This window comes from Azospirillum endophyticum, assembly GCF_016595245.1.
GTDB classification, from domain to species: domain Bacteria; phylum Pseudomonadota; class Alphaproteobacteria; order Azospirillales; family Azospirillaceae; genus Azospirillum; species Azospirillum endophyticum.
This window is the reverse complement of sequence record NZ_JAENHM010000003.1, coordinates 123585-142530: the sequence shown is the minus strand read 5'-3', so window position 1 is coordinate 142530 and position 18946 is coordinate 123585. Positions and strand designations below refer to the sequence as shown.

Here is an 18946-nt window from a genome sequence, read left to right as displayed (position 1 = left end):
CCGAGGGCGCTTCGGCGGGCCGGCTCCCCACAGCTCCTACACCACGTTCAGGGACGTGACCTTGCGGTGGCGACGCCAGTCCGAAAGCGAACGCTGCACCCAACCATCAATCCGTCCATCACCTGACGTTAAACACTGGCCACGTCCGCCAGAGTCCGCGCTCAGAGGTGGCACAGGATACGCTCGACTTTTTGCTGCCGATAGTTGCTGCCGGCGGCGGTTCCTTTCCCGGTCTTGGCCTCGGTCTTGGCTTTGTTCACCCGCAAACCGGCGATGGTGTGGAAATCAAAGGGGGAGCCTTCTTTCAGATCGCTCGCAAACCGGGGCTGCCGAAGGATCCCTTCGTCATGTGTTTTGCCTGCTGGAATGAAGCGATCTCGGAAAGCACCTGGGAGATGTGCCTGCACGGCTATCGGGCTCAGGCCAACAGCCTGCGCACGATCGGCCTGTGGAAGGAACCGCCGCCCCGCCCTAAGGCGCCTTGGCTGGCGGTGTTTCTGACGGCCTTTATTGTCGATCTCCGTTCACCTGATGAACTTTCCCTGTTCGGAGACCTGGAGCGTTGCGTCTTTTGGGCGCTGAACGACTCCGAGCAGGATCCCGTGTGTCGCATAAGTTAATCGCCGACGACCGGCGAGTGCGATGTTTGTGCCAGTCACGTCGGGGGCTCAAATGGAGTTCCACGCGATGGGACTATCCCGACTTTCGCGCAGAACATCGATAGGACCATAATCTGTTTGGAGGAACTATGGGTGAAGCAAAGCACCGCAAGGCGATGACGGGTGGGGTATTCCTGGACAAGCGGCCAAGCAGCGAGCCGTCGTGCTGGACAGCCGTCGGCCGTGGTGATCCGGCCCCGGCGCCGTTCCTGCGCGCCCTGCCGCCCGACGGAGGTGCGGCCATGGTGCTAGGCGGTGGGCGGTTCGAGATCATCACCGGCATGCCGCGCCTCGACAAGCACGACGTTCAGACACTGCGATCTGGTCCCATCAAGTTGGGTGTTGTGCGCCATGGCGATGCGCTGGTGTTCGCCTTCGAGGCGCCGGGCTACGCCACGCTGGACATGCCCTACGACCATCGCCGTGTTCCCGCGGATCAGCGTGGTCTGCCGGTCCGCACAGATGGTCGCCAGGGGATTTTGGCGTTGATGTACGCAATCGACACCGAAAGCCGCCGCGTGGCGGCAGCGCGCGGCGTGTCGATCACACCCGCCTTCTGCGGGGTTATCGACCGGCATCTGCGCGATCTCGATACCCGCGTTGATCAGTCGAACTGGAACTTCGAGCGCGATCTCCACGCGTTCCAGCGCATGGTTAGCATCCCGGACCTGTTCCGTGCCTGCGAGGTGGTGGAGATAGCGGGCACACCGTTCCCGACCGAGCGGTGGCCGGTCCAACCAGGTCTGGCGTAACCGTAATCGTAACCGATAAGAGCGCAGACCACCGCCGCACCGGCTGCGCAACGCCGGCCATGCCTCCCGTTCGAAAGGTAGCCCGACCGAGTGGCTCATCTGCTGTTAGCCCGACACCCAACACCGGTTTCTGTCAGGTTTCGCTGTGAAACAGCACGTAGCTGGAACCCCATAATCTCCATCATTAAGCCCGCCTTTTCGTGCTGACCGGTGTCAGAGCCCCACGCCGATTTGCAGGCGGCGATGAGATGCACCCATCCATGGCATCAGTACGGCCGAATTGGCCGAGGATGGAAGCCTTGAGGTTGAAATCAGCATCCACCATGGCGACGAGAGCCAGATCAAACGCGCCGCCGATGTCTGGGCACAGCCGAGCGGACGAACCGGCCGTCGAGTTCGACGAGCACATCCTCCACCCCGTAGGCTTCCAAAGCGAGCAGGCGCTCAAACAGGTCCAGCCCCTGGGCACGGTAGGGAGGATCGCAGCGCTGAAGTGTCACCGCGACGTCGATCAGCTCGTCCATGTCATGCTGGTGGCGTGCGGTGTCGCCGACCAGGCGTGCTGCCCAGCCCTCGACAAGATCGTCAGCCAGTCGGGCAACCCGGCGCGGCTCGACCTGCACCAGCCCCGACAGCGTCCGCACGACGAATGTCCAGCCGAGCGGCTGGCGTAGAACGGAATGGACGATCAAGGCGTCGAGCAGTCGTTGCCCGTTCTTGTCCGCCGGCAGCGGATCGTGCAGACGGAACAGATCGGATGCAGCTTTCAGAACGGCGTCCTCGCCGCAGCCGCACAGCTCAACCAGCGCATCGGCCGCTTCGCCCCGGTAGCGCCGGTCGCTCCAAAGATTCACGGCGGCAAAGGCGATGCCCACGCGCTCCCTCACCCCGTCCGGCTTGGTTGCCGGATCAAGAAAGGCCTTCAACTGCCCGCCTGCCCAGCCATCATTCGGCTGAAGAACGCACCGCAGGAACAGCAGCTCTCCGAAAGCTTGGCGCCCTCCGTCCCATGGACCATCCCGCAACACACTCATCCATTCCCGCATCAGGACAGCGGAAGCCCAGGACTGCGCATAGGCGAGCAGCAGCGCTCCCTCCGGATCATGCAGAACGCTGGGATAGCGGTTGAAGAGGGTGCTCAAGAAAGGTGACGCCCGTCTGGGGTCCGCATGACGCAACTGCTGAAGATCGTGCGTCATCGCAGCCCAAGCGCGAGGGTCCTCCGACCGCTCCAGATGCTGTTCCAGCACGCTCATCCACCGTTCCGTAGCAGGCGGTTTTCGCAGCAAAAGCCCATATGTAAGCGCCCGCAACACCGGATAATTTCCATGGGGAAGGATGCGCGATCCTCCCAATCCCCAAAGGATGGAACGAGGGTTGGTTTCCCATTCCGCCGATTTCTTGGCTGGCTCACGCTGCCCAAGGACATTCTCCACCGGCGCCTGCCAAGCTGTGAGGGCTCCTTCCAACTGGGCTAGCAGGTCGTCGGGCAGTCCAAGTGGGTGCTTGCACCGGTTGGTGAGGGCGTGGGCAAGCCAGCGTTTGAAGTCGAGCCCAGTAAAGCCACGCCTCAGCAGGACCCGGACAGCGGCGAAGAATTCTTCGTCTGTCAGGTCCGACTTCGCCAGCCCGTCGAGCGTGTGCTGGACGGTGGTTTCATGGCTCTCAGGCGCCAGTTGCCCGATCAGCGCGAGAACCCGGCGGGGATGGGTCTTTGCGAACTCACCGAAAGTCTGGGCGAGCTGACGATTGCCGCCGACATTTCCTCCCCGGGTCCAATCCCGTTCCTGCCCGTCCGGATATTCGCGGAGGATGTTCAAAATTTCCACATCGCTGGCCTTTGCCATCTGCTCGGCCGACATGGGGCTGCGGACAAAACTGGCCAATTCGAAAGGACTTGGTGGGCGTTCAGGACGACCGAACCGGCGGGCCTCTTGGAGAATGTTCCGGCGTGATGCGGCGCACAGGCGGTCGAGTGGCAATGCGTCGAGCAAAAGGAACCGCTTTTCGCGGCTCCAGCGCAGCGCGTCGCGGCGTGTCTCGGCACCCTCGTCCTTCAGGAACTTGTAGGGTTCCCACGCGCGGATGGCCTGCTCCAGGCGGAAGAACTGCGCATCGTCCAGATACAGGGCGAGGGCCTGGATCAGATCACGGCTCGCCCACCGCGCGCCGTGATACCCTCCAAGGCTGAAGCGGCGTTCGTCGGCCAGCAGGTATTCGAGGACGGCAGCCGGTTCGGTTTCCGCAGCGAGCGCATAGCCACGGGCCAGAATGCAATGGACGAGGTCCACTGTCGAAGCTTGAGCCTGCCGGGCGAAGTCCAGGAATGCAGGTGCGTCGTGGCGGGCAAGTTCGGTCACCGCGACCGTCATCGCCCGGATCAGAGGCGTGCGGTCGGAGTCGAGATCGCTATCGGTGCTGAGGTCGCGGTAGTGGGTTTCCGGGCGACAGAGCTGTCGCGCTCCTCGATTAGCAATCTCGGTAAATGGGGGCAACACGGCCTCGACAAATGCGGCCGGCGCCGCCTCGGCGACGGCGGACAGGTCCCACCAATCGCTTCCGCTGGTAAGCAGGTTCTCCCACCGCTTCTCAGGCGCATGCTGGAGATCGTGCATTGCCTTCGCCAGATCGGACGCTTCCTCCGGAGGGGCGGGGGGTTCCGGCGCAGGCGTGGCGTCCATCCGTGCGATCGCCACGGACAGGCGCTCGCCCACCAGCCGCGGAGCTTGCTCAGGGACAGTGGCCGACACTGTGCCGACGAGATGGTTCACCTCGCCGTCGCCGATCCTGCCCGTGCGGATGAGGTCTAGCGCGAGTGTCACGGCCGGCTCGTCCCAGGTCTCCACGGCGTAGAGAAGGTTCCAGGCGTGCGCCACCCGGTCGTTGCGCCCGATCCAGTGCTGCCGCACCAAGGCGACGACCTGATCGCGCGCGAAGGGGAAGGCGGCGCGCAGGATCTGCGAGGATGCCCAGGCAATGCCATCGGGACCGTCCATCAGGTCGGGAAGGTCGGTAACCGTCATCACCTCGAACCAGCGACGCTGCCCGGCCACAGCCCGGCAGATGCGCGGCGCCAAAGCGGCATCCTGCATCATGCCGCGCATCCATTCGATCTCGGCCGATCCGGGGTCCTCCCGGCCGCCGAAGAAGTCGATCAGCAGAAACCGGATGTGCAGGCGCAGATCTGCCGACAGCAGGCGGTTCAATTCCTGGCGGTAAAGTGCCTCGTCCGCGCCGCGCAGGTAGGTCAGCGCGTTCCATAGGCGCGGGCGAAGGAACAATCCGTCCTGGTGCGTTTTGACGAAGTCGGAAAGCCGGCCGACATCCCGAACGAAGCCGCGGCTGCGCGCATGATCCAGCAGGGTCTGGTGGGCGAAGCCGATCCGAATCCCCGCCGGATCGCGGACAAGCATCTCCGCGGCCTGCAACGCGGCGATGATGTACTCCTTCCCTTCGAACATCGCCGCCGGAAGCCACATCGTTTCGCGTTCGCTCATCCTTGCGGCGATGTCGATCAGCAGGTCCGCACGGTCGGGATGCCGACCGTGCATGGTGACCCGCTCCAGCCACAGGGCGTCGAGCATCGCCTGATAGCCTGCATGCACCGCCGCCTCACCGCCGGACCGGCGGAGATCCAGAAAGATCTTGAGATGCTGCGGCACACGCAGAAACTCACGCGGTTCCTGCGCCCAGCCGGTCGGGTCGACGCCTTGGGCACGCAGCAGGTCGGCCACCGCATCCCATTCCGGCGGAGAGAGCACGACCGCGTCGGCCGAAAGCCGTCCGAAGCGCGGGTCATGGCGGAATTCGAAGCTGCGGCACGATGCCACCACATGAACATTCCGCATGCTCCCCAGCCGCTCGATGGTGTCGAGAAGCAGCACGAGCCGGCGCGGGTGCAGGTCGATCAGGTCGCAGAGCGCATCGAGCTGGTCGAACAGCACCGCCACCGGCCCCGAAGCCGCCATGGCCCGGATGCAGGTCTCGACGGTGTCCGGCAGCCCGAGATGGCGGGCGAGTGCTTCCGGTGATTCGGTGTCGGTGTCGAGCGTGTCGGTCTTGATGGCGAGGACCGGCCATCCCCGCGCCTGGATGGCTGCTCCCAAGCTGGCGAGAAGGGCGCTTTTGCCGCTTCCCGGCGGTCCGAGCAGGATGCTGACCGTCGGTTCCTCGCCCTCGAGCCGCCCGGCGAGGATCGAGAGTTCCGCCCGCTCGATCCATTGCCCGTCAATCGTCCGTGACCAGCCAAGCAGGTCCCGCGAGGCGCGGGCAAATGCATCATGGAGACCAGCCGGGTCGAGAGAGGGCTCTGGCTCCGCTTCCGGTGTCCGCAGGTCGGGCGGCGTTCGCTTGAGGAGTTCATCCAGCTTGTCGTGGGCACTCTCGACACTCTCCGCCATGGCGCGGACGAGATCCGGCGCAGGATCCCCGCGCAGCAAGCAGCCGGTGTCACGCAGCCGCACCTCCAGCCCGGCGCGGTCGATGCCCTTGCGGTCGGCCGACAGGCTCTTCGCCGCGTGGCACAGCGTCACCCACGCCGTCCTTGCGTTCTGTCCATCCGCGAGAACCCGATTGCTCAGCACGGTTTCCATCGCCGTGAGGCCGTGGGTGCCGTCGCCAAGCTCCAGCACTGTAACCTGAACAAAGGCCAGGAAATGCCGCAGATCGTCGTCGGACGCGATGGATTTGAATTCCTCTTGCCAGAGGGCGCGCAGGAGACTCAGCAGACTGGTCAGCGCCTGCTTTTCCTTCGTGTTGGCAGCCGCGCGCTCGATGGGCGCCGCCGGCGGCAGGCCTGCCATCCGCGACAACACCTCGCGCAGACGAACGCGGACGGTTTCCGGACTTTCCGGCCCGACTGCAAGCACGATGCGGTCGCGTGCCGCATCGAGAGGACGGTGTGGATCGGTGGCCCCGGCGGCGTGCTGGCGCAGGAACTGCCGCCAGGTCTTGCCCATTTCGGAGGCCGGACGCGCGGAGTGCTCGATCCGTCGCTTGGCTTGGATATAGATGCGCCCGCCCGGCGATGTGATCGCCAGCCAATCGTCGGTGTCCTGGCCGGTTTCGCTGGCCACATGCTCGAGCGAGGTCGGGTTTGGCAACCCGAAGGGTGTTGCTCTGGCGAGCAGGTGAACGAAAAGATAGGCGCCCACCTCATCCTGGAAGCGGCCGCCCCCGGACATGGCGGCGCCACCGGCACTCTGCCGGTCGGCCTTGTCGCCGACGTTGCTCCCGCTGGACTTTGGTGCTTTCGCCATGATCACTGGACCAGCGCAGGGCACTTATGGGTTTCCCCTGCGGTATGCCCTATTGTGCTGGCTGACGGAACCCGTCGCTGATGTTGTTCACAACTCAAGTTGCGTCAGTCCAGCGACTGCCTGCCCCATGTTGCGCAAATGCGTATGATGGGTGAAGAACAGCACCTGCGTCGAGGCAGCAAGCCCAGCAAGGAGGTTCAAGCCGGCTTCCGCGCGGTCGTCGTCGAAATTGACGAACAGGTCGTCGGCGATGAAGGGCACCCGCACACCGGCGGCAATCGACTGTTCGACCGCCGCCAGCCGCAGAGCGAGGAACAGCTGATCCCGCGTCCCCTCGCTCATGCCTTCGATGGGCACAAGGGTCTCTCCATCATGCCGCAGTCCCAGCAGGCGCGGTGTCGAAGGATCGTGATCGATCCGGAAATCGACGAAGTGCCCGAGAGTCAATGTGCGGAAAAGCATGCCGGCGCGCGTCAGCAACGGCGCCTGCCGGCGCGTGCGATACTGTTCGACGGCGCGGTTCAACAGAAGCTGCTGCGCTCGTTTGAGTACATAGAGGTCCGCCTCGGCCTTCATGTCCGCCTTTGCCGCCTCTGCGTCGGCCGCGGCATCAGCCGCGCCATGGGAGGATTGGTCCAGGCTCTGGAACACCATCCGGGCCTCGCCGAGCGCATTGGCCGCTTCCGCCACCTCCTTGTTCAGCGCCTCCAGCGCTTGCCCCAATGTGGCCGACTGGGAGGCCACCATCTCGGGATCGCAGGCTTCCCAGGCGGCGATGAGATCGGCAAGCGGCAGAGCGTCGCCATCGGCGACGATCCGCCGTTCGGCCTCAGCCAGACGGGCAAGGCAATCCTGATAGGCTTTCGACCGGTCGAGGAGCGGAGGCAGCAGAGCGGCCTCGGCAACTTCGGCGCGGTTCATGAAGGGACCCAGGCGATCGAGTGCGATGGTTCGATCGATGGCGGCGCGATCCATGTCCGCCTGATGCTTCTTCCGCTCGGCCTCCAGCGTCTCGATCTCCTGAGCGACCGAACGTGCCTTGGTCAAGCGCTCCCGAAGAGCGTCGAGCGTCCGCATCGGGTCGGCCTGGATGTCCATCTGCGCGTCGGCGGCCAGCGCCTCCACCTCCGCATCGAAGGATTTGCGGTCTTTGCCGATGATGTCGAGGCGGCGGTCGTGTGCGGAGATGCCGTCAAGGATGCCCCGCAGCTCCTCGACCAGTTCGAGCCAATGGTCGATGCCTGCGATGTCCGCGGCGATGCCCAACCGCGCCGACGCCTCGGTCCAGTCGGTGACCGTGGCCTGCAAGGCCCGGCGATCCTGGATGTCCTGCCGCTCGCAACGGGAGATACTCTCTTCCAGGGCAGCGAGCTTGGCGTTTTTCTCGCGGAACGCCTGCTCCAGGATCTCGCCCTTCATCCGTTCACGGTCGGCAGCCGCCAGCAGCGGCGACAGCCGGTCGTTCTCCGGCGAAACCGTCAATGCCCTTGCAAGGATGCCGACCGCTTCGGCCCTGCGTTCCATCAGGCGCGCTGCCTGCCGCCGGGCTTCGGCCGTCTGGTGATGAAGATCCAGCGCGGTGTGACGTTGGGCAAACCAGGCGCGCAGCCTCAGCGGCGTGAGGGGCGGCAGGCCTTGCGCGCGAAGGCGGTCTTCCCAGGAGATCGTTTGTGCGGATAGCGCGCTCTCAGCTTCCTGTACGGCCTTTTCCGCCTGCTGCCGCGTCAAATCCAGGAGGGTCTGCTGGTGGTCCAGGGCAGTCAGGCGCGCGGACTCCTCGGCGGTCGCGTAACGGCGGTCGGCGACAGCGTCGGCGTCCTGAAGCGCCGCCGTGAAATCGTCGCCGAGTGCCTGGGCCTCCGCGGCGCGGCCCTCCCGCAGATGGATGCCGATGGCCGTCCACAGATCATCCCGTGCCTGCCGCGCCCGAAGAACCTCGTCCGCCGACACCGCCTGCCCGGTTTGAGTCAGCAATCCGCGCCGGGTTCCGAGCTGTTCGATCTCGTTTTCCAATCGGCGGAGTTCGGCCCGCTCGCTTTCCAGTCTGGTGGCGAGCTTGAGTTCGGCATCGGAGGCGGCCTGGAGTTCTCCGTCGTCGAATTCGCAGAGCCTGGCCAGCCGGTCGGCGTCCCCCTGCCAAGGGGCAAGGGCCGCCAGCGCCAGCCGCGTCTCGGCGTCCGCGCGCTCGATGGCGGCCAGGGCCTCGGCGCAACGGTAGTCGATGTCGTCGCCCAGCCCACGGGCATGGCCGATCGCAGCCCGGATCTCGTCCAGCCCCTCGGCGACGACCGCGTCGGCCAAGTCCTCGCGCAGTTTCCGGGCATCGGTCCGCAGGTTTTCCAGCTCCCCATCCCGCGCCCCCAGGCCGTTGGCGAGGTTGAGGTGACGTTTGGCGATGTCGCGAAGCTTCTTGACCTCAAGGCCGGATGGCAGGTCGCCGGGCAGGGTCAGCTCCGTGCGCAGGGATGCCGCGCGTTCCAGCAGTCCTTGCCGCTCGACCGTCAGCCGGGCCAGGTCGGAGACGTCCTTGGTGATCCCGCCCCGCTTTTCGATCAGGCGCTCGATGTGCTCGCCAAGCGCGGCGATGGGATCTGGTTGGAGCCGGCTCAGCTTTTCCGCAACGTCGTCGCGGTGCCGCTTGGCCGCGTCATAAGCCTCAACCGCCTTCGTCAGGGCCGCCAGCAAGGTCCGCGCCGCGGTGTCCTCCGCGGGTGAGAAGACGGTCACCAGTCCTTCTGCGGCGATCTCAGCCAACAGGGCGGCCCGCGACCGCATCGCGGTGTCGATGCGGCGCAGCCGTTCGGCAGCGTCGCGCTGAACGGTCAGCGCGTCCTGCCGTTGCAGCAGATCCCGAAGAGTCTGTTCGCATGCCTCGACCTTCGCCTGCGCAGCGGACCATTCCTTGGGTCTGAGCTGCGCCTCGCGCATGGTTTTCAAACAGGCATCGAGTTGCCTTTCCGCGGCCACGAAGGTCCGACGGGCGGCAGCGCGCTTGCCCCAGATCGCATCCAGTTCGTTGTCGAGCGCCTCACGAACCTTGCTGATTTCCGTCAGTCCGGATCCGGCGGCGAACAGAGCTTGCCCCAGATCGTCCGAAGCCTGGAGCATCGCTTGGCCGCCGTCGCGCAGTCCGGCCTGATTCAGGCTGAAACCGGCGCCGAAGGTCTCGCGGTTGAGGCCGTGCAGCAGGGCTGATAGCAGGCCTTCATCGAGGGGACAGTCCGCTGCATCCATCAGGCTCTGGTCGCGGGATTTGCGGCGCCGGCAGGCCAGGCGCCGTCCATCCTCCTCCAGCACCGCGCCGACGCGCAGCAGCGCGTAATCGAAGCGGAAGTTGAAGGGGCTGCGCATCGGAAAGCCGAACAGCAGGTCGGAGACGGCCGAGAGAGTGGTCGATTTCCCCGCCTCGTTGGGGCCGTAGACCATATGGAAATCGGGAGCTCCCGCCTGGAAGGGCAGGCGGCAATCCTCGAAATGGCCATAGCGTTCCAGATGGAGTTCGGCGAACCGCATCACTCTGTCTCCTTACCGGTGAGACGTGCTTCCAGTGCGCTTCCCGCAATCGCCAACAGGGCCTGCCAGTCGTCCCGTGTCGCCATGGCGGCGAGGCTGTCCTCGTCGAATTCCCCGGCCTTGGCCGCCGCGGTCAAGAAGGGAAGGAGGTCCGCCTTCAGGTCCTGGGCCAGTTCCGGCGATTGGCGGACCTCGGCCAGCAGAGCCATGATGTCCTCCGCGGCACCATCGGCGACGGGCGCCGAACCGGGCATGGTGACGTCCAACTGGACCTTTTCGATCCACAGGTCCGGCGCGACCGCGGCGGCCAGGGCGCGCACGGTGTCGCGCTGGGTCGCCCGCCCGTCCTGCAGTTTGCCGGCCAGGGACGTCGAGCCGGTCAGCACCACGCGGGCGACGGTCGGACGCCCGTCGGACAGATCGGCATGCCGAACGGCGAGGGCGGTGCGGGTTGCGGCGTGGACCTCGTCCATCCTGTCCGCTCCGGTGCAATCCACCTCCACCCGAAGCCAGCGCACGGTGTCCAGCGGTACGTGGGTCAAACGGGCGACAGCACCGTCCTCCACCTCCACATGGACCACACCTTTCGGTCCGGTCTCGCGGATGTTCCGGCCCTGGAGGTTGCCGGGGAACACGATGTAGGGCGCCTCCGCGACGACGGTGAAGTCATGCACATGCCCCAGCGCCCAGTAGTCGTAATGGCGGGCCCGCAGATCGTCGATTGTGCAGGGCGCGTAGGTCGCGTGTCCCGGATGACCGGTCAGCGCGGTGTGAAGAAGGCCGATGTTGAAATGATGTTCAACCCGGTCGGGATAGCTGGCGGCGAGGTTGTCGGTGACATGGGCATTCGGAAAGCTCTGCCCGTGGATTGCGACGCCCAGATGGTCGATGACGTGGGTGTGCGAGCGGCGCGGCTTGAACTGCTTCACGGTGTCCGGCCAAGGCAGCGACCGGGTCAGGGCGGAGGCCGCGTCATGATTTCCGGACAGCCAATAGACTGGGATGCCTGCCGCCGCCAGCCTTCCCATCGCGCGGGCGAAGTAGAGACCGGTGCCCATGTCCTTCCACTCGCCGTCGAACAGGTCGCCGGCGATCAGCAAGAAATCCACCGCCTGATCGCAGGCATAGGCGACCAGATTGTCGAAGGCCGCCCGCGTCGCGCCACGCACTTCCTCCGCCGGCACCCCGTCGTAACGCGACAAGCCGTGCAAAGGGCTGTCGAGGTGGATGTCGGCCGCGTGGAGGAAGTGGAAACTGCCCATAGCCAACCCTTTGTTTTTGAATATAGTGAGAAATAACTCTACTTCAGGCGGCAGGCATCATCATGGAATCGACCATAGACGTCAACGTTATGGACTCTCGCACTGAAACGGCGAGTTCCGCGCTGGCGATCGACGCCGTGATCGCCCCCAAAATCAGCTTTGCCACCCATCAGAGCGCCGTCCCCGTCCTTCGTGATCTCCGCCTGATCAACCTGGGTGGAGAGCCGCTGCAAAACATCGTGGCCGAGATCCTGGCCGACCCGCCGGTCTTCGAGCCGGTGCAGTGGCGCATCGACCGCATCGCCGCAGGTGGCGAGGCGCACATCACCAAGCGTGACCTGCGGCTGAACGCCGGATTGCTGTTCCAGTTGAACGAAGCGATCCGAGCGACGGTGACGCTGCGGGCCACGGCGGAGGGCATGGACGGCGGCGATGCCGCCGATCGCGTACTGCCGGTCGAACTACTGGCCCGAAACGAATGGGGGGGTGCCGCGGCGATGCCGGAGCTGCTGGCTGCCTTCACCCTGCCGAACGACCCGGCCGTCAGCCGGCTGATCAAGGCATCCAGCGACGTGCTGCGGCGCGGCGGCCGCCCGGACGGCGTCGAGGGATACCAGTCGAAGAGCCGCACGCGAGTGCACGAACTGGCCTCCGCCATCTGGTCGGCCGTCGCATCCCTGCGCCTGACCTATGCCGAACCGCCAAGCAGCTTCGAATGGCAGGGGCAGAAGGTGCGTTCGCCCTCCCAGATCCTGGAGACCGGGCTGGGGACCTGCCTCGACACCGCGCTGCTGTTCGCCGCGGTGCTGGAGCAGGCCGGCCTTTATCCGGTGATCGTCGTCACGCGCGGCCATGCCTTCGCCGGCGTGTGGCTGCAACCGCAGGAGTTCGCCACCCTTCTGGTCGAGGACGCCGCCAGCCTGCGCAAGCGCGTGGCGCTCCAGGAACTGGTGCTGTTCGAGACCACGCTGGCCACCGGCGGGCATCCGTCGCCCTTCTCGCGCGCCATCGCCCAGGCCAACCGCCAGATCGACGAGGAGCGTGAGGGCGAGTTCGTCATGGCCCTCGACATCCGCCGGGCCCGGATGCAGCGCCTGCGCCCGTTGGCCCTGGCGGATGCCGCGTCGTCGTGGACGGGGCAGGCGGCGGCGGACGCCGACATCGTCGCGGTGGGGGATGTGCTCGAAGCGGCTCCCGCCCTTCCCGATTTCGATCTCACAGAGTCCAGCGAGCCGCCGGACGGGGTCGCCACGGCGGAAGGGCGGCTGGACCGTTGGCAACGCAAGCTTCTGGACCTGACCACGCGCAACCGGTTGCTCAACGTCAAGCCGGGCGCGACCAGCATCCGCCTGATCTGTCCCGATCCGGCCACGCTGGAGGACAGGCTTGCCGACGGAGCCAGCTTCCGCATCGTGGCGGCTCCGGCGATGGACGGCGGTGCCGGCCGCGATACTGCGCTGCACCTCCAGCGCACGGGAGAGGAGCTGGAGGCCGCCTATGCCCGCGATGCCATGGAGCGCGGCGAGATCCTGTCGCCCATGCCGACCGACAAGCTCGATGCGCAACTGGTCGACCTCTACCGCAAGACACAGCTCGATCTGGCGGAGGGCGGCGCCAACACGCTGTTCCTCGCGGTGGGCTTCCTGGTCTGGAAGAAATCCGGCAGCGACACGCGCCATTACCGCGCCCCGCTCATCCTGTTGCCGGTAAAGCTGCAAAGGCGCAGTGCGCGGTCGGGTGTGCGACTGTCCAGCCACGAGGATGAACCGCGCTTCAACCTGACTCTGCTGCAGATGCTGCGCCAGGATTTCGAACTCGACATTCCGGAGCTGGCCGGGCCATTGCCGGTCGATGAATCCGGGATCGACGTTCCGCGCATCTGGACCATGGTTCGCCGGGCCGTGCGCGACATGCCGGGCTTCGAAGTGGTCGAGGATGTGGTGCTGGGCGCCTTCTCCTTCGCCAAATACCTCATGTGGAAGGATCTGGTCGACCGCACCGACGCCTTGAAGCGCAATCCGGTGGTGCGGCACCTGCTGGAAACGCCACGGGACGCCTATGCCGGCCAAGGGGAGCCGCCCTACCCGTCAAAGCTTGACGAGCTTGTCGCGCCGGAAGAGCTGTTCACGCCACTCGCCGCCGACTCCTCCCAGCTGGCGGCGGTTGTCGGCTCGGCGCAGGGGTGTGACTTCGTGCTGGACGGCCCGCCGGGTACCGGCAAGTCGCAAACCATCGCCAACATGATCGCACACAATCTGGCGCTCGGCCGGACCGTGCTGTTCGTCGCGGAGAAGCGGGCGGCTCTGGACGTGGTCCATCGCCGGCTGGTCGCTCATGGCCTCGGTCCGTTCTGCCTTGAGCTGCACAGCAACAAGGCATCCAAGCAGGACGTCCTGCGCCAGCTCGACGCCGCATGGACCACGGCGGAGGAGCCGCCGGCTGAGCTGTGGAGCCGCCGCGCAGCCGAACTCAAGACCAGTCGCGACCGGCTGAACAATTTCGTTCGGGCGCTGCACCGGCGGCATGCCAACGGCCTTACCCTCTATAGCGCCATCGGGCGGGTCGCCCGGGACGGCGCGGACGCCGCGTTGCGTCTGACGTGGCCGAGAGGGATGGAGCACGCCGAAACGGATCTGGAAAGCCTGCGGGACACCGCCCACAGGCTGGATCTGCACCGCGCGACGGCATCGCCGGAGAACCGGGCCGCCTTCGGGCATGTCGGGCGGACCGAATGGTCGAACGCTTGGCAGGCCGAGCTGCTGGCCGCTGCCGCCGCGCTGGCCGCCGCCTCCAAGACGTTGGAGTTGGCCCGCGCCCGGCTCGTCGACGGGCTCGGCACCGCTGTGGGTGGAGACCGGCGCGGCCTTGCCGCTGCCGCCGCCCTGGCCCGCGCCCTGGGAGAGGTCGGTGAGCTGAATCTGGGCTTCGCCTTCACGCCCGATGCCGCCAGGATGATCGAGCAGGGCACGCGGGTGTTGCCGTTGCTCGGCGCGTATCGGACGGAGGCCGCGCTGCTCTCTCGCCCGATGGATCCTGAGCGGGTCAAAGCCTTGCCCATGGCGGAACTCGATGCCGAGTGGGCAGCGGCGGGCGAGGCGATCTGGCCACTGTCGTCACTGCGGAAGAAGGCGGTGGCGAAGCGGCTCGACCCCAGCGGGACCGCCGATCCGGAGACCGATCTTCCCCGGCTGCGCCGGTTGCAGGAGATCCTGGCCGAGATCGACGGCCTGCCCCAGGCGCAGGCGCTTCCCGGCTGGCAGGGAGTAGCCACCGATCCGGACCGGCTGGACCGCAAGCTGAAGGCTGCCGGAACGGTGCGGGCGGCGCTCGGCGGTGCTGCGCAAAGCCCCGATCAGCTGATCGCCCTGCGGACGTCGCTCAAGCAGCTCTGCACCGAGGCCGGTGACCTGCTGGCCCCCGAAGGGGCGGTCGGGCAGGTGATGCGGCAGTATCTCGACAGCCATGCCGCCTTCCTGGATGCCAAGGACGCGTTCGAACGCACCGCCGGTGCGCCGGAACCGGTCGACGGCGCCGACCTGCTGGCGGAGTGTCAGACCATCGCCGCGGCAATGGCGGCGCGGCCGACGCAATTGAATGCCTGGACGGCGTGGCAGCGCGCGCGGCAGGCTGCGGTGCAACAGGGATTGGACGGGCTGGTGGTGGCGGTGGAGGATGGAACCGTCCCTCCCGGCCGTGCGGCGGAGGCCTTCGACATCGCCTACGCCCGCTGGTGGGCGGACTGGGCAATCGACATCGAACCGCTGGTGCGCGACTTCAACGTCACCGAACACACGGATACCATCGGCCGCTTCCGCGCCCTCGACCGCGAGTTCGGCGAACTGACGCAACTCTATATCCGTGCCCGGATTGCCGGCGGCATCCCGGCCAAGGACTCGAAGTCGCCACCCGCCGGCTTCGGCACGCTGGCGCATCAGTTGAAGCTGCAGAAGCGGCACAAGCCGGTCCGCCAGCTGGTGGCGGAGATGGGTCCGGCACTGACCACGCTGACCCCCTGCCTGCTGATGAGTCCGCTGTCGGTGGCACAGTTCCTGCCGCCGGAGATGCCGCCGTTCGATCTGGTCATCTTCGACGAGGCATCGCAGATCACGCCGTGGGACGCGGTGGGCGCCATCGCCCGTGGCCGGCAGCTGGTGGTCGCCGGCGATCCCAAGCAGATGCCGCCGACCAGCTTCTTCGATCGTGGAGCCGGTGCGGAAGACGACGATAGCGAGATCGAAACCGATCAGGAAAGCATTCTGGAGGAATGCCTGGGCGCCCGTCTGCCGCAACGCCGCCTGACCTGGCATTACCGCAGCCGGCATGAGAGCCTGATCGCCTTTTCCAACCACCGTTACTATGACGGCGACCTGATTACCTTCCCCGCCCCGGTGACGCGCGAGACGATGGTCAGCCTGCGGCAGGTCCCCGGCGCTTGGTCGCGCGGCAAGGACCGCAACAATCGGACCGAGGCCGAGGCGGTGGTGACGGAGGTTCTGCGGCGCCTTCTCGACCCCGCCTTTGTCGATGAACGGGGCAACCGCCTGACGCTTGGCGTTATCACGCTGAATTCGGAACAGCAGAAGCTGATCGAGGATCTGCTGGACCGCGCCCGGCGGCGCTACCCCGAACTGGAGCCCTATTTCGCTGAGGATGCGCCTGAGCCCGTCGTGGTCAAGAATCTGGAAACGGTCCAGGGCGACGAGCGCGACGTGATCCTTCTGGGCATCGCCTACGGGCCGGAAACGCCCGATGCCCCAACGATGCCGATGAATTTCGGGCCACTGAACCGCGACGGCGGCTGGCGGCGGCTCAATGTCGCCATCACGCGGGCGCGTCGGGAGATGGTCGTCTTCACCTCCTTCCCGCCCACGCTCATCGATCTCAACCGCACCAGCTCGTCGGCTCTGCGGGATCTGCGGCATTTCCTCGAATATGCGGAGCGGGGGACGCGGACCTTGGGGGAGGTTACCGGCGCGTCCGCCGGTTCGGCGAACTCCCATTTCGAGCAGGCGGTTGCGCAGGGACTGGGTGGGCGTGGCTGGACGGTGGTTCCGCAGGTCGGCGTGTCCCGCTTCCGCATCGACCTCGGCGTGGTGCACCCCGACCGTCCGGAGGATTATCTGATCGGCATCGAATGCGACGGTGCGTCCTATCACGGTGCCGCAACGGCGCGGGACCGCGACAAGGTGCGCGAAGCGGTGCTGAGGGGACTGGGCTGGTCGCTGGCGCGGGTATGGTCGACGGAGTGGTGGATCGATCCGGAGGGGGCGCTGGACCGGCTCGACGCCGCGCTGAAGGAGGCCTTGGAACGGTCACGTGCCGAAGCGGTCGCCGCGCCTGTGACGGCGGAGGCGCCGGATGTGGTGCTCGATCTGGGGGCGGACGGAGAGGATGGCTCCGACGAGGCCGAGACCCCGATGGAAACCGAAGACGACCAAGCGGCCTATGGCGGGGAGTATCGGCGGACGGACTTCGGCGCCATCGCCGGCATCGATCCGGACCGGTTCCAAGAGAGCGACTATTCCGCCATTCTCAAGGAGATGGTATTGCAGGTCGTCGCGGCAGAGGCGCCGATCTGCGACAGCCTGCTGGTCGAGCGCATCGCCCGCGCCCATGGATTCAAGCGCTCCGGCCGCCTGATCCGGGAGCGGATCATGGCGGTGGCGCGCGGTGTCGCCCATATCGAGACCGAGCATACCGGCACCAGCTTCGTCTGGCCGGACGCGATGGCGGTCGCGGCGTGGGAAATGGCCCGGTTTCCCAACACCGACGCCGACGTGCGATCCATTGAGGATATCGCCCTGCCCGAGTTGTCGGCCGCCATCCGCGGCTGCATCGATGTCGAGGATCCGCTGACGGGTGCGGCCCGACAGTTCGGCATCAGAAGGCTGAATTCAGCGGCGCGCGACCGGCTCAAGATGGCGAAGCCGGTCGCGGGGCATATCAGGGAGTAGAGGTTTGCGCCACGGCCAGTGAGTTCTGCCGCCTCTCCACCGCCGTTTGAACGGGGGCAGTTCAAGTTGCTGCGTCCGAGTGTTATGGCACGTTCGGTAAAGCCCAAAATCTGCCCCTGCACCACTATTAGCGAACGCAGCAAAGGCCTGCCGCTTCGCAAGCACCGGCCTTTGCCTTTAAGGCTTTGCAGCTCGACAGTGACAGCGTCGCCGGCCGCAAGCGGTGGGAGTGTCCGGCGGCGGACGGCGACGCGCGTGCGCCGGAGAGCGTGGCCTTGACGAAGGGCGGGGCGATTGGTGGCCAGCCGTCCGGCAAGGCTGTGGCGTGGGTCGTTTCGGAAGCCGCCGACGGGATCGGCGCGACGGATACGGCGCCGACCGGATAGAGCCAGAATCCGGAGTGGTGCGGCGGCTTCGCCGTCGGCACCACCGGGGCCGCGGCGCCGAGCACGACAATCGGGGAGGACCGCCCGTCGTGAAACGGACGCCCCCGACAACCGCCCCGCAACGTTCACCACGCCGACCGCTAGTCGGGCAGCCCGGCCGAACGACGAACCGCCAAGAGCCCAACGCCGACCGACCGGCGCATACGGCGCGGTGCCGCCCGCCACGACCGGAACTTCAGGACCGGTGGGTCAGGGGACGATGAGGGGCGAGTTTGACCGGTGCTGCCGGGCGATCCAGATACTCCGCCACTGTTCTCACGCTTCGGAGAATCCGGTGACCGCAACCGCTCCTGTGCCCGTCGATCAGTCGCCTGCAGCTGTCCGCCTTGATTATGCCCGGAAGAACGACACCCCAGCCAGGACTGCTGCAAGTATCAAGCGGCCTGATCAACGGGTTGTGTCAGGTTTCATAGCAAGGATGGAGGAGGTCCAGACGGCACCGTGAGTTGGATGGTGTGGACTACGCGCCAGGGATCATATCGCGTAGGGCGGCGATCTGTTGGACATGGATTGCCCATCGCTGAGAGGAACGGGACGTGCTGCTTGCGTTGGGTTGCTCGGCGCAGGAAATTGCGCACCTCATCGTGAGCCCGATGGAAGCGGGCGGCACTGCTAATTGTCAGGATGCGGAAAAAGGCTGTGCTGCGGTGGGCTCTCGTGTTCTCTCTGCTGGCACAGGGTGCGGTCGGAGAACCGTCACGCCCCGGTGATGGATGTCCGGCTCACCTTGGCCACCGGTCTGGCTGAACGCGAAGCGGCGGTTTCCATGGTCGAGGCTATCACCGGCCGTCACCGCATCACGGTGGGCGCCGACAAGGCTTACGACACCAAGGATTTCGTGGCGAACAGGCGCAGCCTGGGCGCCGCTGCGCACGTCACGCAGAACACGAGCAACCCTCCAGAGAAGACGTGATCGTCTACGTCAGCACCGAGCCCTCAAACAAGTTGCCGTGAAGACTGACTGAACCTTTATACTCCCTCGCCCTCCCGACCGCCACCAGCCCAGACTTTTGCACCAAGGTCCTGTGGCATGAAACCTGACACAACTGTTTCTTTCGCACAGGCTATGAGGGGGATACTTTCTCCGTGCATCACGGGCTCC

At 66.1% G+C, this 18946-nt stretch carries 6 protein-coding genes and 1 pseudogene; 4 read left to right on the top strand and 3 right to left on the bottom strand.

What is annotated here, in order from left to right; all coding sequences use genetic code 11:
• Positions 1 to 167: 167 nt before the first annotated feature.
• On the top strand, positions 168 to 620 hold the full coding sequence (locus JHL17_RS01220) for a hypothetical protein (RefSeq protein ID WP_200190222.1): 453 nt from the start codon (positions 168 to 170) through the stop codon (positions 618 to 620).
• Positions 621 to 748: 128 nt separating this feature from the next.
• Entirely contained in the window at positions 749 to 1411 is a 663-nt protein-coding gene (locus tag JHL17_RS01215; RefSeq protein ID WP_200190221.1) for a hypothetical protein, read from the top strand.
• A 341-nt stretch (positions 1412 to 1752) separates the two neighbouring features.
• Here JHL17_RS01215 and JHL17_RS01210 read toward each other — a convergent pair whose 3' ends face one another.
• From JHL17_RS01210 to JHL17_RS01200, 3 genes are all read right to left on the bottom strand, one after another.
• On the bottom strand, positions 1753 to 6669 hold the full coding sequence (locus JHL17_RS01210; RefSeq protein WP_200190220.1) for an ATP-binding protein: 4917 nt from the start codon (positions 6667 to 6669) through the stop codon (positions 1753 to 1755).
• An 87-nt stretch (positions 6670 to 6756) separates the two neighbouring features.
• Positions 6757 to 10182, bottom strand: coding sequence for an ATP-binding protein (locus tag JHL17_RS01205; protein WP_211113264.1), 3426 nt, complete (start codon positions 10180 to 10182; stop codon positions 6757 to 6759).
• Positions 10182 to 11444 (bottom strand): metallophosphoesterase family protein, encoded by a 1263-nt coding sequence (locus JHL17_RS01200; RefSeq protein ID WP_200190218.1) that lies wholly within the window; start codon positions 11442 to 11444, stop codon positions 10182 to 10184. The genes JHL17_RS01205 and JHL17_RS01200 overlap by 1 nt, the downstream gene beginning before the upstream one ends.
• Before the next feature lie 89 nt (positions 11445 to 11533).
• Here JHL17_RS01200 and proA point away from each other — a divergent pair, with 89 nt between their 5' ends.
• On the top strand, positions 11534 to 17398 hold the full coding sequence (gene proA / locus JHL17_RS01195) for an anti-phage protein ProA (RefSeq protein WP_200190217.1): 5865 nt from the start codon (positions 11534 to 11536) through the stop codon (positions 17396 to 17398).
• Between the two features lie 1134 nt (positions 17399 to 18532).
• A pseudogene (locus JHL17_RS01190) lies at positions 18533 to 18739 on the top strand (IS5/IS1182 family transposase); the annotation flags it as partial.
• Positions 18740 to 18946 lie beyond the last annotated feature (207 nt).

What these genes read in the sequence shown, in the direction of transcription:
- JHL17_RS01215 (WP_200190221.1), top strand. Translation starts at nt 749, where the DNA reads ATGGGTGAAGCAAAGCACCGCAAGGCGATGACGGGTGGGGTATTCCTG.
- JHL17_RS01200 (WP_200190218.1), bottom strand. Translation starts at nt 11,444, where the DNA reads ATGGGCAGTTTCCACTTCCTCCACGCGGCCGACATCCACCTCGACAGC.
- proA (WP_200190217.1), top strand. Translation starts at nt 11,534, where the DNA reads ATGGACTCTCGCACTGAAACGGCGAGTTCCGCGCTGGCGATCGACGCC.
- JHL17_RS01205 (WP_211113264.1), bottom strand. Translation starts at nt 10,182, where the DNA reads ATGCGGTTCGCCGAACTCCATCTGGAACGCTATGGCCATTTCGAGGAT.
- JHL17_RS01210 (WP_200190220.1), bottom strand. Translation starts at nt 6,669, where the DNA reads ATGGCGAAAGCACCAAAGTCCAGCGGGAGCAACGTCGGCGACAAGGCC.